This is a genomic window from Butyrivibrio sp. INlla16 (genome assembly GCF_900104155.1).
Classification (GTDB): domain Bacteria; phylum Bacillota; class Clostridia; order Lachnospirales; family Lachnospiraceae; genus Butyrivibrio.
In genome coordinates this window covers 63224-85008 of record NZ_FMYB01000001.1, presented here as the reverse complement: position 1 = coordinate 85008, position 21785 = coordinate 63224, and the positions used below count along the sequence as shown (strand labels likewise).

General features: G+C 42.6%; 17 protein-coding genes. 14 read left to right on the top strand and 3 right to left on the bottom strand.

Features of this window, described 5'->3' with window-relative positions:
* The first annotated feature begins 20 nt into the window (after positions 1–20).
* The 4 genes from BLR42_RS00325 (at position 21) to mnmA (ending at position 3055) form a co-directional block, all read left to right on the top strand.
* On the top strand, positions 21–767 hold the full coding sequence (locus BLR42_RS00325) for an energy-coupling factor ABC transporter ATP-binding protein (RefSeq protein ID WP_091865558.1): 747 nt from the start codon (positions 21–23) through the stop codon (positions 765–767).
* Between the two features lie 38 nt (positions 768–805).
* Positions 806–1135 (top strand): metal-sensing transcriptional repressor, encoded by a 330-nt coding sequence (locus tag BLR42_RS00320; protein WP_091865555.1) that lies wholly within the window; start codon positions 806–808, stop codon positions 1133–1135.
* A gap of 125 nt (positions 1136–1260) precedes the next feature.
* Positions 1261–1893: a hypothetical protein gene (locus BLR42_RS00315; RefSeq protein ID WP_091865552.1), complete on the top strand. Its 633-nt coding sequence runs from the start codon at positions 1261–1263 to the stop codon at positions 1891–1893.
* A 76-nt stretch (positions 1894–1969) separates the two neighbouring features.
* Complete coding sequence (mnmA, locus tag BLR42_RS00310) at positions 1970–3055, top strand: tRNA 2-thiouridine(34) synthase MnmA (RefSeq protein WP_091865549.1); 1086 nt, start codon at positions 1970–1972, stop codon at positions 3053–3055.
* Between the two features lie 24 nt (positions 3056–3079).
* Here the strand turns inward: mnmA and BLR42_RS00305 are convergent, their stop codons facing one another.
* Positions 3080–3763 (bottom strand): NUDIX hydrolase, encoded by a 684-nt coding sequence (locus tag BLR42_RS00305; RefSeq protein WP_091865546.1) that lies wholly within the window; start codon positions 3761–3763, stop codon positions 3080–3082.
* Between the two features lie 91 nt (positions 3764–3854).
* On the opposite strand from BLR42_RS00305, the gene BLR42_RS00300 reads away from it, so the two are divergent.
* The 3 genes from BLR42_RS00300 to BLR42_RS00290 all read left to right on the top strand — a co-directional run bounded on the left by BLR42_RS00300 (position 3855) and on the right by BLR42_RS00290 (position 10819).
* Positions 3855–4964 carry a cation diffusion facilitator family transporter gene (locus BLR42_RS00300; protein ID WP_091865543.1) on the top strand — a complete coding sequence of 370 codons (1110 nt, stop codon included), beginning with the start codon at positions 3855–3857 and terminating at the stop codon, positions 4962–4964.
* Between the two features lie 166 nt (positions 4965–5130).
* Entirely contained in the window at positions 5131–7014 is a 1884-nt protein-coding gene (locus BLR42_RS00295) for a DUF3298 and DUF4163 domain-containing protein (protein ID WP_091865540.1), read from the top strand.
* Between the two features lie 91 nt (positions 7015–7105).
* Positions 7106–10819, top strand: coding sequence for a carbohydrate binding domain-containing protein (locus BLR42_RS00290; RefSeq protein WP_091865537.1), 3714 nt, complete (start codon positions 7106–7108; stop codon positions 10817–10819).
* 109 nt (positions 10820–10928) lie between these two features.
* Here BLR42_RS00290 and BLR42_RS00285 read toward each other — a convergent pair whose 3' ends face one another.
* The gene (locus tag BLR42_RS00285; RefSeq protein WP_022760555.1) at positions 10929–11672 is read right to left on the bottom strand and encodes a helix-turn-helix domain-containing protein; all 744 of its coding nucleotides are present in this window, start codon (positions 11670–11672) and stop codon (positions 10929–10931) included.
* A 157-nt stretch (positions 11673–11829) separates the two neighbouring features.
* On the opposite strand from BLR42_RS00285, the gene BLR42_RS00280 reads away from it, so the two are divergent.
* The 6 genes from BLR42_RS00280 to BLR42_RS00255 all read left to right on the top strand — a co-directional run bounded on the left by BLR42_RS00280 (position 11830) and on the right by BLR42_RS00255 (position 17536).
* A complete protein-coding gene (locus BLR42_RS00280; protein ID WP_091865533.1) occupies positions 11830–13194 on the top strand; it encodes a sodium-dependent transporter in 1365 nt (454 codons plus the stop codon).
* Between the two features lie 141 nt (positions 13195–13335).
* Complete coding sequence (locus tag BLR42_RS00275) at positions 13336–15015, top strand: GGDEF domain-containing protein (RefSeq protein ID WP_091865530.1); 1680 nt, start codon at positions 13336–13338, stop codon at positions 15013–15015.
* Positions 15016–15150: 135 nt separating this feature from the next.
* Positions 15151–15747 carry a manganese efflux pump MntP gene (locus BLR42_RS00270; protein ID WP_091865527.1) on the top strand — a complete coding sequence of 199 codons (597 nt, stop codon included), beginning with the start codon at positions 15151–15153 and terminating at the stop codon, positions 15745–15747.
* A 26-nt stretch (positions 15748–15773) separates the two neighbouring features.
* Positions 15774–16388 carry an NUDIX hydrolase gene (locus BLR42_RS00265; protein ID WP_091821472.1) on the top strand — a complete coding sequence of 205 codons (615 nt, stop codon included), beginning with the start codon at positions 15774–15776 and terminating at the stop codon, positions 16386–16388.
* Positions 16389–16455: 67 nt separating this feature from the next.
* Positions 16456–17151, top strand: coding sequence for a YggS family pyridoxal phosphate-dependent enzyme (locus BLR42_RS00260; protein WP_091865860.1), 696 nt, complete (start codon positions 16456–16458; stop codon positions 17149–17151).
* Between the two features lie 112 nt (positions 17152–17263).
* Complete coding sequence (locus BLR42_RS00255) at positions 17264–17536, top strand: hypothetical protein (RefSeq protein WP_022760561.1); 273 nt, start codon at positions 17264–17266, stop codon at positions 17534–17536.
* 188 nt (positions 17537–17724) lie between these two features.
* On the opposite strand, the gene BLR42_RS00250 is transcribed toward BLR42_RS00255, so the two are convergent.
* A complete protein-coding gene (locus tag BLR42_RS00250; RefSeq protein ID WP_091865524.1) occupies positions 17725–18873 on the bottom strand; it encodes a GGDEF domain-containing protein in 1149 nt (382 codons plus the stop codon).
* Between the two features lie 215 nt (positions 18874–19088).
* On the opposite strand from BLR42_RS00250, the gene BLR42_RS00245 reads away from it, so the two are divergent.
* A complete protein-coding gene (locus tag BLR42_RS00245) occupies positions 19089–21773 on the top strand; it encodes a right-handed parallel beta-helix repeat-containing protein (protein ID WP_091865521.1) in 2685 nt (894 codons plus the stop codon).
* Positions 21774–21785 lie beyond the last annotated feature (12 nt).

Sequence of the window (21785 nt, the reverse complement as noted above, 5' to 3'; positions counted from 1 at the left end):
GGGCGGATGAGGGGACCTATATGCAAACCGGAGTACACGGCGAACTACTTACAATTGAAAACCTGAACTTTTCCTATGAAAAGAATGCCCAGGTATTGTTTGATATCAATTTTCATGCATCCGAAGGAGAGAGTATCGGACTTATCGGCGCGAACGGAATCGGAAAGTCCACATTATTAAAGCTTCTTGTGGGACTGTACCTTGATTATGACGGGAAACTTGAGGTGGCGGGACATCCTGTAAACAACAAGAATTTAAACCATATAAGGGAGCATATAGGCTACGTTTTTCAGGATTCCGACAGCCAGCTATTTTTATCAACTGTCGAAGAGGATGTGGCCTTCGGACCAAGAAACTATGGGCTCTCCAAGGATGAAGTTGAAAAGAGAGTGACCGAGGCACTTCAAAAGGTGCATATCGAGGAACTTAGAAAAAAGCAGAACTTCAAGCTCTCCGGAGGTGAGAAAAAGCTCTCCGCAATAGCTACGATTCTTTCGATGGAACCTGATATAATACTTATGGATGAGCCTTCAATCGCTCTTGATCCAAGGAACAGACGCAATCTCATAGGTGTTTTGAACGAGCTTTCATGCCTTAAAATAATTGCATCCCACGATCTTGATTTCATAATGGATACCTGCGAGCGGGTGGTTTTGCTATATGATGGCAGGATAGAGGCAGACGGAAAAACAGATGATATACTAAGAGATAAGAAGCTTTTGGAAGACCACGGATTGGAATTGCCGCTGAGGTTTCAGAAGGTATAAAATGTTTTAAAAAGTAACATGTAGTATGAGGTCTAATAATGAGCAGTAAAAAGGGTGAACATAATCACGAACATGATTCCGGGCATATTCATAGTCATGTGCACTATCATTCTCCGGAGATAAAAAAGAAGCAGATAAACAGGCTTAGTAAAGCTATCGGACATCTGAATCATGTAAAAACCATGATTGAAGAGGATGAGGATTGCGCAGATGTATTGATGCAGCTATCAGCAGTTAATTCAGCGCTGAAAAGCCTTGGTAAGGAAATAATCAACGAGCATATGACTCATTGCATAATTCATGCCATAGAGGACGGCGACACTACAGCGGTGGAGGAATTCCAGAAGGCTGTTCAGAAATTTATATAATAGAATTGTTTTACAACTTATATGACCTTTCATCCCAATAAATGTTTTGTGGAATGCATTGAAAAATGGTAGGATAAACTATATAGATATTTTCTTAAATATTCTTTATGAGGAGGGTTTAAAAGTTGGATAAAACTAAGGAACTGTATATCAGTGACACCGAAGAGAAGGCACAAAAGGCGCTTGATACAGTGGATGCTTTTATTAATCATCAGGGGCTTACCGGTAAAAGAGCCATTCATTTAAGACTTCTTGCCGAAGAGACAATCGGAATGGTTAAGGCTATGACCGGAGATTACCAAGCTCTTTTCTGGATGGAGCATGAAGACGGGGAGTACAGAGTCAAACTACTTGCAAAGACGAAGATGAATCTGGAGAAAAAGGAAGAGCTTCTCTCTGTAGCAACCTCCAAGAAAAATGCAGCCGCTAAAGGTTTCATGGGGAAAATCGGAGATATCATTGAGAACGGACTTCTCAATTTTGATGAGGTAATGTCCCTTCAGCAGGAATATGGCGGAGGAGCAGCCGATTTTACGATGTGCGGAATGGGTGCTCCGGGCGAGCTTCCTCCTATGGGAGATCCGCTTATCTGGTCGCTTAGCAACTATAAAGATGCATTGGATGAAGCCGATGATGAAGAGGATGATGTTAAGGAGGCAAATGACGAGCTTGAGAAATCAATAGTTGCAAGTCTTGCCAAGGATGTTATCGTCGGAGTTAAAAAAGACAGCGTGGATATGACAATTATCTGGAGTTAAGAAAAAGGGCATCGAGGTAAACAGTTCAGATTACTGTGAGCCGTCGATGCCTTAATCATAAGTACAAGGAAGAAAGATGGAAAAGAAGAAGACAGCACTCATCGCCATGAGCGGCGGAGTGGACAGCAGCGTTGCGGCTGAGCTTATGAGCGAAAAGGGCTATTCATGTATAGGCTGCACTATGAGACTATATGAAAATGACATGATAGGCGAGGATCTTTTCGGAACATGCTGCAGCAAAAAGGATACCGATGATGCCAGAGCTGTGACGGAGAAGATAGGAATTCCCTATCACATTTTTCACTATGAAAAAGAGTTTATAGATAACGTAATAGAGCCCTTTGTCTGCAGCTATGAGCGCGGGGAGACACCGAATCCCTGCATCAGATGCAACAAATATCTGAAGTTCGATATTCTTTATAAAAAGGCGAAGGAGCTTGACTGTGAATACATAGTCACAGGACATTACGCAAGGATAGAGGAAAAGGACGGTCATTTTTATCTGAAAAAAGCGGTGGATGACACTAAGGATCAGAGCTATGTTCTCTATGATCTCACAGAGGAGCAGCTGTCACATACTATGTTCCCGCTTGGAGAATTTAAAAAGACGCAGGCTCGAGAGATTGCGGAAAAAAATGAATTTGTGACCTCTCACAAGAGCGACTCCCAGGATATATGCTTTGTGCCAGACGGAGACTACGCATCCATGATAAAAAGGTACAGAGGTAAGGAATATCCGGACGGAGATATAGTTGATAAGAACGGAAATGTAATAGGACACCACTATGGGCTTATCAATTATACCATCGGACAGAGAAGAGGTCTCGGGGTTCCTGCAGACAGAAGGCTTTATGTCACGGAGATTGATACCGAGAAAAACAGAGTGGTTCTGTCTGACAACGAGTTTCTTTTTAAGCGTGAGGTGACAGTCAGGGATTTCCACTGGATAACAGGAGAAATGCCAAAGGGCGATATCAGATGCAGCTCTAAGATAAGATATAAGCATAAGGAACAGCCTGCAACCGTAACCCTTCCCGAAAAAGAGGGCGGAATCTGCAAGATTCTTTTTGATGAACCCCAGCGTGCGATAACCGCAGGCCAGTCAGCGGTCTTGTATGATGGAGATATCGTGCTTGGCGGGGGGATAATCTGCAAACAGTAGAAGCGTGCAAATAAGAAAACCGGCTTAACCAGCCGGTTTTTTGCTGTTAATCTGTTCTAGGAAGCTGTGAAGGAGCCTTCCCGTAAAGCCCCAGACTATCGGATCGGTATCCTCATAGATCCACATGTCATACTTTTGAACATGGAAACCATAGGTGCTTTTTCCGCCGGTAACTTTTTCAAAAGGGAAATTATCCGGCGCAAATGTTCTTTTCTGCATCTTATAGCATACAGGAGGGTGATCCAGCAGGTAGGACACCGGATAGGTAAAGATTTTCTCGACTTCATCTTTTGAATAGGTGAAGTCGTCTTTTTTTACAAGTCCTACGAACGGATAGATTATCGCACCTGTAGGGCCCATTATGGGCGGAAGCTCTGAGAGGATTTCGAGGTAGTCTTCAATTGAAGATTCGCAGCTCTTTGCCTCAGAGTTATTATTTGGAATGTTATCATGATTGAACTTTGAAAATAATTCCTCAAAAAATTCCCTTAGGGCAGCCTCTTTTGGTGTTTCTCCTTCTTCAATCCTCCCTCCGGGAAAGCATACTTCTCCCGGTTGAAATTCAAGTTTATGAGAGCGCTCCTCAAAGAGAATGTGCATCTCACCATCTTTTTCAATCAGAGGGATGATGACTGCTGAGCTTCCCTTAGAGACGGCAGGTGTGTTATTAAGTTTATCTATTTTTTCAAGGATTTCTTTTTTATTCATAGCTCTATTATAGTACTTAAGACGTTTTTATTGCTATAATGGGAAAAGTATTATGGCTTTACAGAAGAAAACAGCATGAGGAGATATACGTATGGACAGAAATAAGACAATCATCAAAACAAGCATAATAGGAATCGTTACCAATATTCTTTTAGCAAGCTTTAAGGCAGCAGTTGGTATAATTTCAGGCTCTATCGCGATAGTTCTTGATGCGGTGAACAACCTGAGCGATGCGCTTTCATCAGTTATCACAATCATAGGAACGAAGCTTGCGGGAAAAGAGCCCGATAAAAAGCATCCCCTTGGCTACGGAAGAATCGAATATTTAAGTGCGGCTATGATTTCGGTAATTGTTCTTTATGCCGGCATCACTTCCTTTGTGGAATCCATAAAGAAGATTATTAGCCCTGAAAAGCCATCCTATCAAACAGCTTCTCTTATAATCATTGCTGTTGCGGTGGTTGTAAAAATCGTTCTCGGAACCTACGTAAAAAAGGTGGGAGAAAAGGTCAATTCCGAATCCCTTGTCGCATCGGGACAGGATGCAAAGCTTGATTCTGTTATATCTGCAGCTACCTTGCTGGCAGCCATAATTTTTCTTGCGAGCGGAGTAAGTCTTGAAGCGTATCTTGCAGCGGTGATTTCCATAGTTATCATTAAGGCGGGCCTTGAGATGCTTCGCGATAATCTGTCACTGATTCTCGGTGAGAGAGTTGACTTTGAACTTTCAAGTGAGATTAAGAAGACGATAGCATCGTTTCCTGAAGTGCAGGGAGCTTATGACCTTCTTCTTCACAACTACGGACCGGACAGATATATCGGCTCTGTGCACATCGAAGTGCCGGAAGATATCACTATCTACAGACTTGATCAGCTTCAGAGAGAAATAGCAGCCAAGGTCTATGAGGAGCACGGCGTTGCAATTGAGGGTATCAGTATATATTCTCAGAATTCGGATTCTTCGGCAGCAGGTAAGCTCAGAAATAGTATTGCTAAGAGTATACTCTCCAAGTACGACACGGTAAAACAGATCCACGGTTTTTATCTTGATGAGACCAAGAACATCGTAGCTTTTGACATGGTTGTTTCTTTCAAGGAGAGCAATAGAGAAAAACTTCATGATGATGTTATTTCTGAATTAAAGAGCGTATATCCGGAGTATTCGTTCCAGATAAATCTTGACAGGGATTTTAGTGATTAAGATGTAATATGAAGAAAACTAAAAATTTTCTTGTGTTTTTTGCAACATTATAGAGGGGATATTTGTATTATAAGTGAAGCCGTTTTAGGGTAACAATAAACGGTATACTACGAAAAAAGGAGAGACCGAGGGCAATTACTGCATATCAGGGAGGTTTTAAGAAAGTATGATGTATAAGAAAATGAGATCATTAGGAACAATGATGAGCCTGGTGCTTACGGCATCAATGATTAGCGGCTGCAGCATAGCTAATCCGCAGGAACAGATTGACGCAGTAGTGGATAGTGGTGAGTCGGAAAACTCAGATACACAGACTGAAGAACAGGTAAAGGTTGATACTAAAGACGGTATTGGCAGCAGTGAGCATACAAATATATTAAGCGGAGATGATGGTAGTCAGGATGCTCCGGGATTTTTCTCAGATGAAACAGGTGGTGAGAAAGAAGACAATACAGATGAAAAATTGTCATCCGATCAGAGCGTAAACACCGCATATAATGTCGGCGGACCTACCTACAAGCTTGTAACCAAAGAATACAGTATAAAATATGATGGTGATGTAACCTTCCCTGAAAATAATGAAAACAGCAAGGATTATTCCAATGGAATATTGTTCGAGGGAGTAACGCAGTCGGTACTGATGGATGAGGAGTGGAAGGATATATATCCGGAACTCTATAAAACTCTATATGACCAGACTCAGAATGTCATTGAAAAGGCGGACGGCTGGGCAAACAGTACAGCGGAGGAAGCAAAGGCCCAGTACGAAGACAGCGCACAAAACGGCTACACATTTTTCGGACCATTTGAAAATACGGATGATTACAGTATAAAGCGTTCCGATAATACTGTGCTTAGCATATATTGCTTTAACTATGAGTTTACCGGCGGAGTTCATGGAATTTATGGTGCTTCAGGCCAGACCTTTGATGTGGAATCAGGAAAAGAGCTTGATCTCGGAGATGTTGTGACCGTACCTGAAGAGGAACTTGACAAGATAATTTTGACAAAGCTTCACGAAATCGAGGAGTATGACGGACAGTTTTCATTGGCAGAGGATGGGCTTAAAAGTTATCGTTATTATGCGGAATTTGACACGAATTCGGATGTTCATGAATACAAATATAAATGGTATATGTCTGATGATGGTATCCATATCATTTTCAATGTCTATGAAATAGCGTCTTACGCCGACGGTATGCAGGATATCGTGATCGGATATGAAGAATATCCCGGACTTGTTGAAAGCAGATTCATTCCCGAGGAGAACACCGGCTATTGCAGAAGAGAAGATATCCCGGTTTGGAAAAAAGGCAATGACTCAGATATTCATTACATCCACTACAACTACTATCCTACAGATTACGATGATATGGACGACGAAATGATTTCCGCGGAGGATCTTGAGCTTGTTATGGAAAACGGCAGCAGTGCAAAAATCGGAGGCGGCTTTAGCATAAGACGTGATAGAGGTCTGAAATCCTACAGAGTCGGTACTCCGGAGGGCAGAGAGTATATTTATGTCATAATTCCGATAGAAAATGACTACTACTATCTTAACGTATTTGATATAACAGACGGAAGTGTGACTTATGTCGGAGACCAGGGATTCCATTACCTGGAGGAGTCTATCTACGGTGGTTTTGACATAGATACGTTATATTCGAATCCTGATAATATGCATTTCGGTCAGGTGCTTAACAGCCTCGGTACTTATACCTGCTATGGTTCTTACAAAGTAGGGAAAAACGGAATGCCTGAGCTTGTATCAAAGGAATTTCACATTGCCTGGAAGTCGGAAGAGGCTTACAGCAAGACTAAGCTAAGCGCTGATATCGTCGGAGAAGACGGAACTGTTCTTCAAAGCGGTGTTACTCTGCCGGTAGGGACACATGTTATCCCCTATAAAACCGATGGAGAGACCTACATTGACTGCAAGCTTGATGATGACCGGATTGTAAGATTTACATATACTTCCTTTGAGTATCCGGCTTCATTTAAAGAAGGCGAAGTGGATGACCTGTTTGAAGGATTGAAGTACGCGGGATGAAAATGATAAAAAAAACATAAATTTGATATAACCTTTTTCTAAAATTATCTAATATGGCTATACCGATTAGATTTATGGGAGGAAAAAGGACATGAAAAACAAGCAATTGGGAAGGTTGTTTGCGATGACAATGGCAATGGCCTTAACGGTTACAAGTGCTCCGCTTTCAGTAAGAGCTGAGGAAGAGGCTCCGGAGGGAAGCGTAGCAGAGGCTGCAGCAGAGCCCGCAGAAGGAGAAGGTGCGGACAAGAGCGACGATGGCCAGTATTCTCTTGTATGGGAGGATGAATTCGACGGTGAAACCTTGAACACCAACGACTGGAATGTTGAGCAGCATGAACCCGGCTGGGTTAATAAAGAGAAGCAGAGATATACCGCAATTGATGAGGGCAATATCGAAGTGCATGATGGCATGCTTCATATTATTTCCAAATATGAGGAGACAGAGGTCGAGGATGCCGAAGGTGAGAGCGAGGACCAGGGCGAAGCTAACTACGACTCAGTTGAATTTAGCACATATGGTTTTGATTTCGATATGGGCGGAGAATCATCTACAACAACTCTCCAGCTTAATTTCGGAAAAGTAGATGGCGAATTCGGTGAAGCAGCTGCAACGGTTTTGATTGACAGTGTTTCACTTAAGGATATTACCGATGGAGGCGAGGGTGTTGAAGTTTTGAAAAACTCAGACCTTGACTCATCAGACGGGGAAAGACCTGACGGTTGGGAACTTGGAATTACAGATCCTGCTAAGGGTGAGTACAGCGTAACAGACGGAGTGCTTAAGATTAAAATTGATGAGTGCGGTTCTGAAAACTGGCATGTTCAGTTCCAGCAGAAGGACTTTGAGCTTATACCGGGTCACAAGTATCATTTCGAGATGAGCGCCGTAGCAGACAATAACAGAACTGTTCAGGTTAATGCTATGGATTATTCAAACTGGGGTTGGTTTGGCGGTACCGGTTTGACTGTTAACGGAATCGGAGAGCTTTCTGAGGCAAGCGGATCTGCTAAGACTGTAAAGGGTGAGATCACTTCGGGAAGAATCACAACACAGAACCTTCACGATTTTACCTATGGACGTTTCGAAGCAAGAGCTAAGGTTCCTGCATCAAAAGGACTTCTTCCTGCATTCTGGCTTATGGCTACAGACGAAGGGCTCTATGGACAGTGGCCTAAGTGCGGAGAGATCGACATCATGGAGGTTATGGGACAGAATACAAGCAAGTCTTACCATACCATCCACTACGGTTACAGCCAGGATACACATAAAGAGAATCAGGGGACAAAGGTTATTGACGAGAATGGATTCTCCAATGATTTCCATGATTTCAGAGTTGACTGGGAACCCGGTCTAATCACCTGGTATGTTGACGGAGAGCAGGTTTATCAGACAAATGACTGGCACACAGGTACCGATGATGACAACCAGATTACATATCCCGCTCCTTTTGATCAGAACTTCTACATCATTCTGAATCTTGCGGTAGGCGGAAGCTGGGTTGGCTATCCCGATGATTATCACGATATTGACGGTGAAGAGTTCGTTGTTGATTATGTGAGAGTATATCAGAAGGATGAGGCTTCTTACTCCCAGGGCGAAGAAGTTGCAACACGTCCTGAGAAAGAGCCTGTACAGTACAGAGAGCCCGTAGATGGCAACTATTTATTAAACGCAGATTTTTCAGCTCCTGTAGACGAAGATAAGGATAATAATTCCAGCAAGAACTGGGTGATTCACCTACAGGATGATGCAGAGGGATCAACAGCAGAAACAGCTGATGGCGCAGTTACAATTACTCCTTCTACAGTAGGCGAACTGAGCTACAGCGTACAGCTTAAGCAGGCAGGTATTCCTATGTACAAGGGCTGGGAGTATGAGCTTTCATTCGATGCATACTCTACAGAGAACAGAAGTATAGTAGTAGATGTCTCCGCTCCCGATCGCAACTGGAGCAGATATCTTGCTGATACAACAGTTAATATTACTCCGGAGAACAAGAATTATACTCTTGATTTCACTATCAATGATAAAACTGATCCCAACGGTTCACTTGAGTTCAACCTTGGAGCGCTTGGTTCAACAGCACCTGTGACAATTTCAAATGTTAAACTTGTTCATAAGTCCGGAGAAGAGATTCAGGAGACTAATGAAAAGACAATCCGTCCCGACGGAAACTATGTATACAACGGATCATTTGACCAGGGTGATAAGAGGCTAGGTTACTGGGAAGTTGAGGAAGAGGATAAGGATAACGTATCCGTAACAAATACAAAGAACAAGAGAGAGCTTATGGTTAAGGTTGAGGTTCCCGAAGGAACTTCAGAGACTAACCCTGTGACAATCGCACAGTCTGATCTTGCTCCTTTGGTATCAGGCGAGTACGATTTCAGCTTCAGCGCATACACAACTGATGGTGAAAAGGACGGTCTTACAGCTACAGTCGCAGGCAAGACCTTTACACCTGAGCTTACAAATGAGAAGAAGAATTTCAGTAATGTACTCGTTGTTGACAACGATCTTACAAGAGAAGAAACCGGAGTAGAGTTCACATTTACAAAGCCCGGAACATACTTCCTTGACGATGTATTTTTAGCTGAAAAGTCTCTTCTTAAGAATGGTTCATTCAATGCAGGAATGACAGCCTTTAAGGTTTATGTCAATGAAGCAGCAAAAGCAAGCAGCGTAATTGACAGCATGAATGGCAACTCCAATACCTTCGCGATGAAGATTGATAATACAGGAGATGCCGGAAATGACTGGTACATCCAGCTCAACCAGGATGATATCAAGCTTCAGAAGGATAAGTACTATAAGGTTGCTTTCAGAGCAAAGTCAAGCATAGAGCGTAAGATTAAGTATTCCGTAGGTCATAACGGAGAGACCGATAATGACTGGTCAACCTATGACGGTGCTTTTGTAGAGACAGTTAACGGTGATTGGAAAGAATTTACAAGCGCATTCCAGATGCCTAAGGATGATGCTGCAAGATTTAACATCACAATGGGATCTGTTGACGGAGTACAGATAACAGATCAGCACGATGTTTACATCGATGATATCTCACTTGTAGAGATCACAAAGGAAGAGTTTGATAAGTTAAACGGTAATGAAGCACCTGCTCCGGCACCTTCAGAGACACCTGCAGAAGAGCCTGCAGAAACTCCTTCAGAGGAGAAAACTTCAGAAGTAGCTCCTACAGAGGAGAAGACTTCAGAGGCAGTACCTGCACAGGAGAAAGCTTCAGAAGTTGCTCCTTCCGAAAACAAAAGCGAGGAAGCAGCACAGCAGCCTGCACCTACGGTTGAAACCAAGAAAAATGAGCCAGCAAAGGTTCAGTCTAAATCTAACAATAATGGAAAGGCTGAGAAAGGCGAAGTAAAGGCTTCAAAGAACAAGGTTTACAAGGTAACAGGTAAGGGCGAAGCAAGCTTCAAGCCTAACACTGGTTCAAAGAAGAAGATTTTCACAGTTCCTTCAACCGTTGTAATTGATGGAGCCAAGGTTAAGGTAACAAAGATAGCAAAGAACGCATTCAAGGGTAACAAAAAGGTTAAGAATGTAACTATTGGAAAGAATGTTACCACGATCGGTAAGAACGCGTTTAACGGCTGCGAAAACCTTAAGAAGATCACTGTAAAGGGTGATAATCTTACTAAGATTGACAAATCAGCCTTCAAAAATTGCAAACATGATGAGGACTTCATAGTTGTAATCTATGCATCTAATGATGAGAACTTTGTTAGAATAGCTAAGCTCTTCGAGGAAGCCGGACTTACAGGTGTAACCTTCGTCCGCAAATAATTTATGCTTGTCGTTCCGGGCGGCATGCCGCCCGGTTTGATAGTTCTCCCTATATTTTTTTATCATACCAAAATCCCGCACAATTCAAGTGATTGTGCGGGATCCCTTTTTATTTCCATGTAGTTCCATAATATGTTTCGCGATACTTCTTAGGTGTCATTCCGGTCTCTTCGAAAAAGAGCTTACTGAAATGACTCTGTGAAGAGAAGGAGAGATAATTGGAAATATCAATTATTGAATAATCGCTGAATCTGAGCAGGTTCTTTGCTTTGTCCAATTTGACATTCCTTATATAATCACTTGGGGATATCCCCAGTTCTTCCTTGAATAATCTTGAGATATGACTTGTTGAAGTCTTCATATGTTCAGCAAGATCATCAATAGTGATGCGGTCGTTTACATTTGTATAGATGTAATTCAGGCATTCGTTTGTTGTCTTAGAAAGATTTGCGTTGTGCTTTAAATCCTTCATCCTGACGGTGTAGTCCATTACCATCTTGGAATGAAGATCCGATATTTCATTGATAGTCTTTATGTCATCGAGCTTTTGTATATAAAAATCGCTGAGTCTGAAGGCGCGCTCCATCTCCATGCCCTTTTCGGTGCATATTCTGGTGATGAGTGCTACCGTCACAACAAAATGATATTTGAGATTCTGGAGAGGATCCCTTGAGAGGGTACCGGTTCCGTTGGCATCGAGGAATCTGTGGTTGTCGATGTTTTCCTGGATGGCATCCACATCCCCGCTGGCAACACTCTGATAGAACATGTACTCATCGTTCTGCTGGCGGTGTATCATCTCGCTCTCTGAAAGATTCAGTTCATTCTCTTCCCAATCCTTGGATAATAACATAGTAATAACTCCGTAGTTACTTAAAAATTAAGTTGTTTATGCAACTATAATAGAACAAAATTGCTGATGTTTCCAATAATCTTTTTATTAATCCTAAGTGTAAATGTGATAAAATTATATTTAGACTTTGTGTATGAAAGTTTGAAGGGAGTTAAAAATGTACGAAGAACAGAGGGGAAGCTTCGGCTCAAGACTTGGATTTATTCTGGTAAGTGCAGGCTGCGCAATCGGTATCGGTAATGTATGGAAGTTTCCGTATGTGACGGGAGCTAACGGCGGCGCGGTATTTGTGCTTTTTTATTTGCTCTTTCTTATTCTCATGGGAATTCCCGTAATGACAATGGAGTTTGCCATCGGTCGTGCCAGTGGGCAGACTGTGGTGCGCGGCTATCAGAAGCTGGAGAAGCCGGGACAGAAGTGGCATATACACGGATGGATGTGTATTATCGGATGTTATCTTCTCATGATGTACTACACCACGGTTTCAGGCTGGATGGTTGACTACTTCTACAAGTTTGCGTCGGGACAATTTGCGAATGTAGCTACCGAAGGAGTAGAAGAGGTCTTTGGAAATATGCTGGCTAATCCAAAGGAGATGGGAATCTTTATGGTGATAACCGTTGTGTTCGGATTCCTGGTTTTAAGCCTCGGCGTTGAAAATGGACTTGAACGCGTCAACAAGGTCATGATGATTGGTTTGCTTGCTCTGATTATAGTTCTGGCACTTCATTCGTTGACACTGGAGGGTGCGGCAAAGGGTGTTAGCTTTTATCTCCTTCCCAGCTGGAAGAGAGCCATGGAGGTTGGAATCGGCAAGGTTATAAGTGCAGCGATGAACCAGGCCTTCTTTACACTGAGCCTTGGTATCGGTGCCCTTGAAATATTTGGTAGTTATATGTCAAAAGAGAATTCTCTTACCGGAGAAGCAGTGAGAATATGCGCGCTTGATACCTTTGTAGCGATCATCTCGGGCCTTATCATTTTCCCTGCATGTTTTAGCTATAACGTTGAACCCGGTCAGGGGCCTGCGCTTATTTTCATAACTTTGCCCAAAGTATTCTTGAATATGAATCTTGGAAGATTATGGGGAACATTGTTCTTTATATTTATGACTTTTGCAAGCTTCTCGACAGTTACTGCTGTATTTGAAAATCTCGTGGCATTCCTTACGGATAACCTTGGATGGAGCAGAGGAAAATCAATTTTAGTAAACTGCATATTTATCATTGTTGCCAGCATTCCCTGCGTACTTGGATATAATGTCTGGAGTGATCTCCACATCATTGGAGCAAGGGATGTCCTTGATTCCGAGGACTTTATTGTAAGTAACATCCTGCTTCCTCTGGGATCACTTATATTCCTCTTGTTCTGTACAACAAAGTTCGGATGGGGCTTTGACAAATATATTGAGGAAACAAACACCGGTGTCGGCATGAAAATGCCTCACATCCTCAAGTATTATTTTAAATTCATCCTCCCTATCCTCATAGCCATAATCCTTATCCAAGGCCTCTTACCTTGATTAGTTACCGCCGGAGTTAATTTCTAAAAATACTATACTTAAGAAACGAAAATTTTATAAATGCCGATTATAATTAATGATGGAATTGTGTTTTTTGACTGTTTGCCAGGTACCGTATGATATCGGAATAACAGGAAAACTATGGATAAAACGCTTGCCAGAAAATTGATTATATCGGCATTTCTTTTTATAGCTGCGCTCTTTGTGATGCAGTTTCTTTACTATGCCCAGGTAAGCCTTGAAAAAAAGAATAATCATGAAAAGCTAAGAGAATATATCAATCAGGATCTCGTTTTCAGCTGGGATACCATTGATGATGACCTGGCAAAGATAAATGAGATGATAGAGACAAGACACTTTACAAATGAGGATCTCGGAAGACTCTATGAGAAGGCCAGCCTTATATATATGCAAAAGGGCGAAACCATGAGCTACTACAGATACCTGGGTTATGCCCTGTATTATCTTGAACGGAGTGAGGACAAAGACTATACTGTCAACATTTACCTCGATCTTGCTAACTTTTTCCTGAACAATTATACAGAGGACTCGGCGAGAAAAATGATCACTGAGGCACAAAAGGTCGAAGAATTCGATGATATCGAAGATGTTCAGATTAAGAGCTATGCATACCGAATGCTTGGCATCATGGCTATTTTTGATGAAGATTATAAGGCTGCGGAGAAATATCTTGAGGAATCTCAGGATATAGTTGCGCAGTCGCATACAAACATATATGAAGAGAGCTATATGGCAATCAATGATACCTGGCTTGCCAGAGTTTATGTGGATACAGGAAGATATGAAGAGTGTCAGGAAAAACTGGATAAGTGGGACGGACACGATATGTTCATGATGGATGTTTACCGTCAGATAATGCTTCGGGATCTGATAGTTCCCTACTACCAGATTAAGTGCTATCTGTCTGCCGCCGAGACCTTAAAGGACTCAGACAAACTCAGTAAGGAGGAGCTTGAACAAAGAGAAGTTGAGGTTGGTGAACACCTTGATCAATTTATAGAGCTTTGCGAGGAAAATGGCTATCAGAAAGCAGAGCTTAGCACTATTTTAAGGCTTCAGACCGATTATCCGCCGACCAGTGACGAGGTTCGGTTTAAACTGTATGGCATATTGAACAGATTGTATACGGATTTGTTTGATAATCAGAATATATCGTATTCAAATGTCATTGATAACATGGTCTCTGATTCAAAGGCTGAGATGACAAGAGATGAGCAGTACAGGAAACAGTATGTCGAGAAATTGCAGATAATCATCGGTTCAATGATTGTTGTTGGCATTATAATACTGATATTTATAATATTGCTTCTAAACAGTAGGATAGATGGTCTTACAAGGCTCTTTAACAGAAAGACCTTTAATCACGACTACAACAGGGCAAAACGAAGAAACCAGATATTCAGCATAATAATGGTTGATATAGATGACTTTAAGCAGATCAACGATAGCTATGGTCATATCAATGGCGATATAGTGCTGGGAAGAATGGGACAGCTGATGCAAAGGGAAATCACAGCAGATGTTCACTGCTATCGTTACGGCGGCGAGGAATTCGTATTGCTCGTTGATAAAAAAGCTGTGCCTTATGCTGAGGCAGTTGCGAACAGACTCAGGCTTTATATGGAGCAGCAGACCTGGATGTTCGCGGAGGACCAGAAGATAACTTTAAGTATCGGGGTTGCCACCGGAAGCGGTAAGGATGATGTCCTAAAAAATGCGGACGATAGCCTGTATTTTTCAAAGGAAAACGGAAAGAACCGCGTTACGGTATATGAAAAAAATAAAATCTTAAGCCATTGACAGTGCTGTGTATTTTGACTGGGATGCTGCAATATGAGCAGCATCCCTTTTCTATGGAAGGTATTGTGTGTATAATAAAATTTTGTATGGATAGATTATTATCCGGTACAGGAATAGTTTGGGCTAGGAGAATTCATGTCAAATATAATTTTACTTATCAGTAATTCCATACTGCTTGGCATTGGTCTTGCGATGGATGCTTTTTCCGTGTCGATTGCAAATGCCATAGCAGATCCTGAGATGAACCCTAAGAGAAAAAATGTAATAGCGGGTACTTTTGCCGGTTTTCAGTTTTTGATGCCGATGATCGGATGGATCTGTGTACATACAATAGCTACTATATTTACACAGTTTCAGGTACTGATTCCCTGGATTGCGCTGATTCTTCTTTCATATATTGGCGGTAAGATGCTGATTGAGGGAATTAAGGAACAAAAGAGTGATGAGCCTATTGAAAAGGAACCGCTTACTGTAAAGCTTTTGATGGTTCAGGGAATTGCAACGGCAATAGATGCACTTTCCGTAGGCTTTACAATTTCTGATTACAACGCACCGGAGGCGCTTGTGTCTGCACTCATTATCGGCGCGGTTACTTTTGTGATATGCAGGATTGGTCTTCACCTTGGAAGAAAAGTCGGACTTAAACTTGCAGGAAGAGCCATAATTGTAGGCGGTATAATTCTTATCGGAATAGGAATAGAGATTTTTGTAAGAGGATTTTTCGGAATCTGAGTAAATGCATTTAGAAAGGAACAACTATGGCAACAATCAATTCAGTTGAACAGCTTACCGAGAACAGATTCGTTAATCTGTTCCATGTAAAGGGTGAGAATGATAAGGGGCATAAGTCCAATTATTTTGTGGCATCCAGATGCAAGACAAAAGACGAACTTATGATAAACACAGGGAAAAATGTGGCGGATGGTGTTTCTATCTATGCGCTTTGCGGAGAGAAGCATGACAAGGTGGTTATGGTAAAACAATACCGCTATCCGATAAATACCTATATCTATGAGTTCCCCGCAGGACTATGCGAGCCAGGAGAGGATTATCACGAAGCTGCAGTTCGAGAGCTTCGCGAGGAGACGGGACTTACATTTCACCCTATTGAGGTGGATCCGATGTATGAGCTTCCGAGATTCTCATCGGTCGGAATGACAGATGAATCAGTGGCTATGGTATTCGGATACGCAGATGGTAAGATAACCGATAAATACCAGGAACTGAGCGAGGAGATTCAGGTTGTAATTGCTGACAGGGATGAAGTCAGACGCATCCTTAAGGAGGAGCATGTTGCAATTCTTGCAGCCTATCAGCTCCAGCACTTTTTACATGATGAGGAACCATTCGCTTTTTTGGAAGAAAAACAGTAATATATTAGCCTTCTCCCCCTGGGAGAAGGTGTCAGCGAAGCTGACGGATGAGGGAAAGGTTAAGACAATGATTAAAGACAATTTAGAAGAAGTAGAGAAGAAAATTCAGGCAGCCTGTGACAGAGTAGGACGCGATAGAAGCGAAGTTACACTTATTGCGGTAAGTAAGACCAAGCCCGTATCTGATATCAGACAGGCGATGGACTGCGGCATTACCGTATTTGGTGAGAATAAGGTTCAGGAGATAAGGGACAAAACGGAGGAGATTAAAGAGCCTCTTCACTGGCATATGATCGGTCATCTTCAGACCAACAAGGTGAAGTATCTTCCGGGAAAAGTGGATATGATCCACTCTGTTGATAAGCTCTCACTTGCTGAAGAAATTGAGAAGCAGGCTGCAAAACACGACCTTGTCATGGATGTTCTCTGCGAAGTAAATATGGCAGGAGAAGATACAAAGTTCGGCCTTACACCGGAGGAGGCGCCGGAATTTGTAAGAACTATAGCAAAGCTTCCTCATGTCAGAGTTCGCGGACTTATGACTATAGCGCCTTACACAGATGAGCCTGAGTCTAACAGACAATATTTCAGGGCACTCAGGGAGATGCTGGAAAAGCTCAAGGGAGAAAATATCGAAGGGACGCAGCTTGATACACTTTCAATGGGAATGACCGGAGATTACGAGATCGCTATAGAAGAGGGGGCGACCTTTGTAAGAGTCGGCACCGGAATATTTGGCGAGCGCGACTACGGTAAGGTGTAACCATCACAGTTTACCAATTTTTCATAATCATTTTATTGATAATATGCCCACGGAACTTTAGAATATTAATAGGGCGTGAAAATTTGCTCAATTCTATTCCCGGAGTGGTCTGATGTTAAGAACAATGCCTTTAACCAAAAACCTCACACTGGATCAGATAAACCACCTGATAGACACAGGTCATGTTTTTGTGGCGCCTCTTGGCATGAACAGAACCGCTTATATCGTTATAAATCACAAGCCCTTCATGGTGGTGGTAACAGATGTATCAATAAACGGAATCCAGCTTTCGGGCTCCTGGTACAACTGGGATGAACTAGAGAAGATGGGCGGAGTATTCGAATCCGAATTTGAAGCTCTTAAGGCTGTAGCCGGAGGAGCATAAAACAAAACCATTAAAACAGCCGCCGCATATATATGTTATACTTCAGACTCGTTGCAAAAAACGCATAATCGTCTGAAGTATAACATATATATGCGGCGGCTTTTCTATGCTTTAGTATTCATTATGTTCTTGCCTGCTCATGCCTTTATGTGTTTCATGTCTTTGCATGCGTTATGTCTTTGTATAATTTATGCTTTGGCGTGTTTCATGTGGTAGAGGTCGGTGCCGGCGCGGGCAATCAAGGATGGAATCGGGACGGGAGAGGAGTAGTCGTACTCCGCTATGCCTACACATACTGATAAATCATAGGGAGCAGCGGCCTTCTCGTTGAGAATCTTCACGCTTGATCTGATCTTATCGGAGAGCCAGTTTACTTCACCTTTGTATTCGGTTTCGGCAATGATTATAAATTCATCCCCGCCATATCTTGAAACAAAGAATCTGTTTCTGTGAGCCTGGCAGGCTTCCTTCATTGCAGTGGAGACTCTGACAAGAGCCTTATCGCCCTCTATATGTCCGTAGTTATCATTTATTTCCCTGAAGTGATCCACGTCAATTATCATAAGATAAAGTGAAAGACCCGGTGTAGGCGTCTTCATTTTTTTCAGAAGATAACGCTGCATCTGGTGTCTATTGTTGACCTGAGTAAGGGAATCCATGGAAATCAAATCCTCCAATGAGGTCAGATAAACCTGAAGGATGGAAAGCGTTGCACCAAAACACATGATTGGAATCTCAAGGAATATCAACTGAAGAACTCCGCATGCTATGGGAAGGAGCGGGAAAATACCGATTACAAAATAAAGTCCGTGGTCAATATAACGCTCCTGTGTGTAGACTCTGATAAAAGCCTTGATAGACGCATGAACCATGTATCCGATGGGGACAAGTACAAGTACGGCATAAAGAGGACCATACAGAAGTGTGCCTGACTCATCAAAGGAAAAGACTATACCGCCAAATGCTCCGAAGAGAATCAGGAGAATAGCCAGTATCATGGGAGCAGCACTTTTTATGACTCCTTTTCTTGAAAGGATGTCCTTGTTTTGCTGATTCAGTTCGCAGAATAAAAACCAGCAGTAGCTGCAGGCAACAATAAATGCATAAGGAATAATGGAAACGATAAACATTGCGCTCTGAGTACTTGGAATGAGTCCCTCAAAGAAAAGCGCCCAGACAGCATCTGAGAGAAAATATCCCATCAATACCAGAATCATGTGACGCAGAACAATTGTTGAAGTCTGGCGATCAATGCCTTGATTTATCTTTATAAGAATTAGCCCCAAAATGATAGTGCATGCTATATTGGCTTCGGTATAATACAGAGCTTCAGACACGATGAGTCCCCCTGAGTTGTAATGAATTTCGCATCTGCGATATTTCCAACTATTTTATCACTTTTAGAGCCTCTATTTTTCGGCATTTTATAAATTTTATAATTTTTTAATAAATTATACACCGTGTGAAATTACGCTAAATTAAGGGAATCTTTAGCTAATTGTGCTATACTAATACCGATGCTATATTAAATATTTTTTATGGGGGTAAAGCCATGCAGATTTATGTTTCACAGAGCGTAGTTCGAAGTGGCGACGGAACGAGAAACCATCCATTCCGTTTCATTCAGGAGGCTGCCGACATAGCGCGCCCCGGGGACGTAGTAATTGTTGCTCCGGGTATTTACAGAGAATTTGTGCATCCGAAAAACAGCGGAACCAAGGATCAGCCTATAGTTTATTGTACCACCGAGCCTCAGGGGGCTGTGATCACAGGCGCCGAGGAAATAAAGGAATGGGAACCCTTCAGGGGAGATGTCTGGAAAGTCAGTGTTCCCAATAATATTTTCGGAAATTACAATCCCTTCACAACGAAGGTAGAAGGTGACTGGTATTTTACCGACAGGGAGAATCACACAGGAGAAGTTTATTTAAACGGCAAATCCATGTATGAAGAGAATTCCCTTGAGGCAGTTGAGAATCCTGAAGTCAGAAGAAGTTCCTGGGATCCGGAGTTTAGCGTTTATACCTGGTTCTCAGCGCAGGAGATGAATGACACCGTTATCTTTGCCAATTTTCATGGAAAAGATCCAAACGAAGAAAACGTCGAGATAAGCGTAAGAAGGAACTGCTTCATGCCGCTTACCGATGGTATAAATTACATCACTGTGTCAGGCTTTGCAATGAGGCAGGCAGCAACGCAGTGGGCACCGCCTACAGCTTATCAGGACGGACTTATAGGACCGCACTGGGCTAAGGGTTGGATCATTGAGGACTGTGAGATCTATGAATCCAAGTGCTCGGGCATTTCTTTGGGAAAATATCTTCAGAGCGGCAATGATAATAAGTGGACAAAGACGTATATTAAGGATGGCACCCAGACCGAGCGCGATGCTGTTTGTCAGGCAGTAAATGAGGGATGGGACAAAGAGCATATTGGTTCTCACATAGTAAGAAGGTGTGAAATCCATGATTGCGGGCAGACCGGAATTGTGGGACATCTCGGAGGCGCCTTCAGCACAATTGAAGATAACCATATTTACAGGATAAATACCAAGCATAATATAGAAGGTGCCGAGATTGGCGGTATCAAGATGCACGCCGCAATCGATACGATTTTCAGAAGAAATCACATCCATCACTGCACCAGAGGAATCTGGCTTGACTGGCAGGCACAGGGAACAAGGGTTACTCAGAACTTTTTCCATGATAATACTCCGCCCGAAGGGTGCGAAATAAAGAGCGGATTGTCTCTGGGAGAGGATTTGTTTGTCGAGGTATCGCACGGACCGACTCTTATTGACCACAACCTTATGCTGTCTGATATTTCCTGCAGACTCAGTACGCAGGGTATCGCACTTGTGCATAATCTTATAAACGGCTCATTTACCTTTGTCGGTGAGGGCTGTGACAACGGCGGACTTAAGTTCCAGAGCTGCAGATACACGCCGTACCATGTTCCGCACTCCACGAAAATTGCGGGATTTATGACTATTCTGCACGGCGATGCAAGATTCTATAACAATATCTTCGTTCAGAAGGAGATAAGGCAGGACCTCAGAGATTATGTGCATCAGGCAGGCTTTGAGTCACTGACGCTATACAATTTTATATGCGGAACCAAGCCCTATGATGGTTATCCCACGAAGGAACAGTATTTTGCCTCGTTAAAACCGATGTCCGGAGACTTCGCTAAGCCCGGCAGCAATGATAAATACTATGATCATCTTCCGGTTTACACCGGTGGAAATGCGTTCTTTAACGGAGCGCAGCCCTGTGACAGCGAGCATTCGCCCTATATTGAGAAAAATCATACCGTTAAGATAATTGTCTCCGAAGAGGACGGACATTTCAGACTTCACACAAACCTCTACGAGTATCTGCCAAGGAGCATGACTCGAATGGTTTCAACAAAGGTTATGGGACAGGCTTTTGAGCCGGAGCAGTTTTTTGAAAATCCGGACGGGACAGAGATTATCTTTGATACGGACTATTTTGGAAGAAAAAGATCAATCCATCCGCTCTGCGGACCTTTTGAAGAAGGTGCTGCGGACAGGTTTACCGTTGCATATCCCACCATGGGCGGACGTGCAATATATTATCACGATAAACACCGCCTTGAAGGAAGAGCGCGTAAGCGTATTTCTCAGAAGGACTTGGAGGATATGGAGCCGGAGCAGAGACCTTTTGGGGAGTTTGAGAACGGCCCCGAGGGTGAAGCAAGCTGGGAAGCCATGGAAAAAGAGGATGAAGTGGCAAGAATCCAGGCTGATATTACGATGACCGGCTGTGAAAATGTTACCTTCCCCTACAATGGAACGTTGTTCCAGGTTCAGGATATTTTTGTAAGAGGCAACACGGCGTGGCTTCGCGATCTTAAAACGCAGAGGCTTGTTGAGGTTGACTGCGAATACGGAATCTATTCGGAGAAGAAAAAATGGAGTGTCAGCTCATTGCAGTCTGTAGATGCCGGTTCTGATGCCAATATGAGCGGTCTTGTTCAGACAGTGGGAACACTTTTGTGCGTACTCAGTAAGAGTATGGCTCATGATCCCGCAGATGCCTGCAAGACTATAAGTGAGAGAGTAAATAAGGCTCTCGAGCCCCGCATAACTATGAGACTCACACCTAAATATTTAAAATTTATACAGGAGAAAAAATTCATCTCATTAGAGGATGTTATTTACAGAGTAAAGACATCACCTATTGAGCCTGTCACAGAGACTGTTGAGAATCTGTGATACAGATAACTA

Coding starts and splice junctions, on each gene's coding strand:
- BLR42_RS00325 (WP_091865558.1), top strand. CDS start 21: ATGCAAACCGGAGTACACGGCGAACTACTTACAATTGAAAACCTGAAC.
- BLR42_RS00320 (WP_091865555.1), top strand. CDS start 806: ATGAGCAGTAAAAAGGGTGAACATAATCACGAACATGATTCCGGGCAT.
- mnmA (WP_091865549.1), top strand. CDS start 1,970: ATGGAAAAGAAGAAGACAGCACTCATCGCCATGAGCGGCGGAGTGGAC.
- BLR42_RS00305 (WP_091865546.1), bottom strand. CDS start 3,763: ATGAATAAAAAAGAAATCCTTGAAAAAATAGATAAACTTAATAACACA.
- BLR42_RS00300 (WP_091865543.1), top strand. CDS start 3,855: ATGGACAGAAATAAGACAATCATCAAAACAAGCATAATAGGAATCGTT.
- BLR42_RS00295 (WP_091865540.1), top strand. CDS start 5,131: ATGATGTATAAGAAAATGAGATCATTAGGAACAATGATGAGCCTGGTG.
- BLR42_RS00290 (WP_091865537.1), top strand. CDS start 7,106: ATGAAAAACAAGCAATTGGGAAGGTTGTTTGCGATGACAATGGCAATG.
- BLR42_RS00285 (WP_022760555.1), bottom strand. CDS start 11,672: ATGTTATTATCCAAGGATTGGGAAGAGAATGAACTGAATCTTTCAGAG.
- BLR42_RS00280 (WP_091865533.1), top strand. CDS start 11,830: ATGTACGAAGAACAGAGGGGAAGCTTCGGCTCAAGACTTGGATTTATT.
- BLR42_RS00275 (WP_091865530.1), top strand. CDS start 13,336: ATGGATAAAACGCTTGCCAGAAAATTGATTATATCGGCATTTCTTTTT.
- BLR42_RS00270 (WP_091865527.1), top strand. CDS start 15,151: ATGTCAAATATAATTTTACTTATCAGTAATTCCATACTGCTTGGCATT.
- BLR42_RS00265 (WP_091821472.1), top strand. CDS start 15,774: ATGGCAACAATCAATTCAGTTGAACAGCTTACCGAGAACAGATTCGTT.
- BLR42_RS00260 (WP_091865860.1), top strand. CDS start 16,456: ATGATTAAAGACAATTTAGAAGAAGTAGAGAAGAAAATTCAGGCAGCC.
- BLR42_RS00255 (WP_022760561.1), top strand. CDS start 17,264: ATGTTAAGAACAATGCCTTTAACCAAAAACCTCACACTGGATCAGATA.
- BLR42_RS00245 (WP_091865521.1), top strand. CDS start 19,089: ATGCAGATTTATGTTTCACAGAGCGTAGTTCGAAGTGGCGACGGAACG.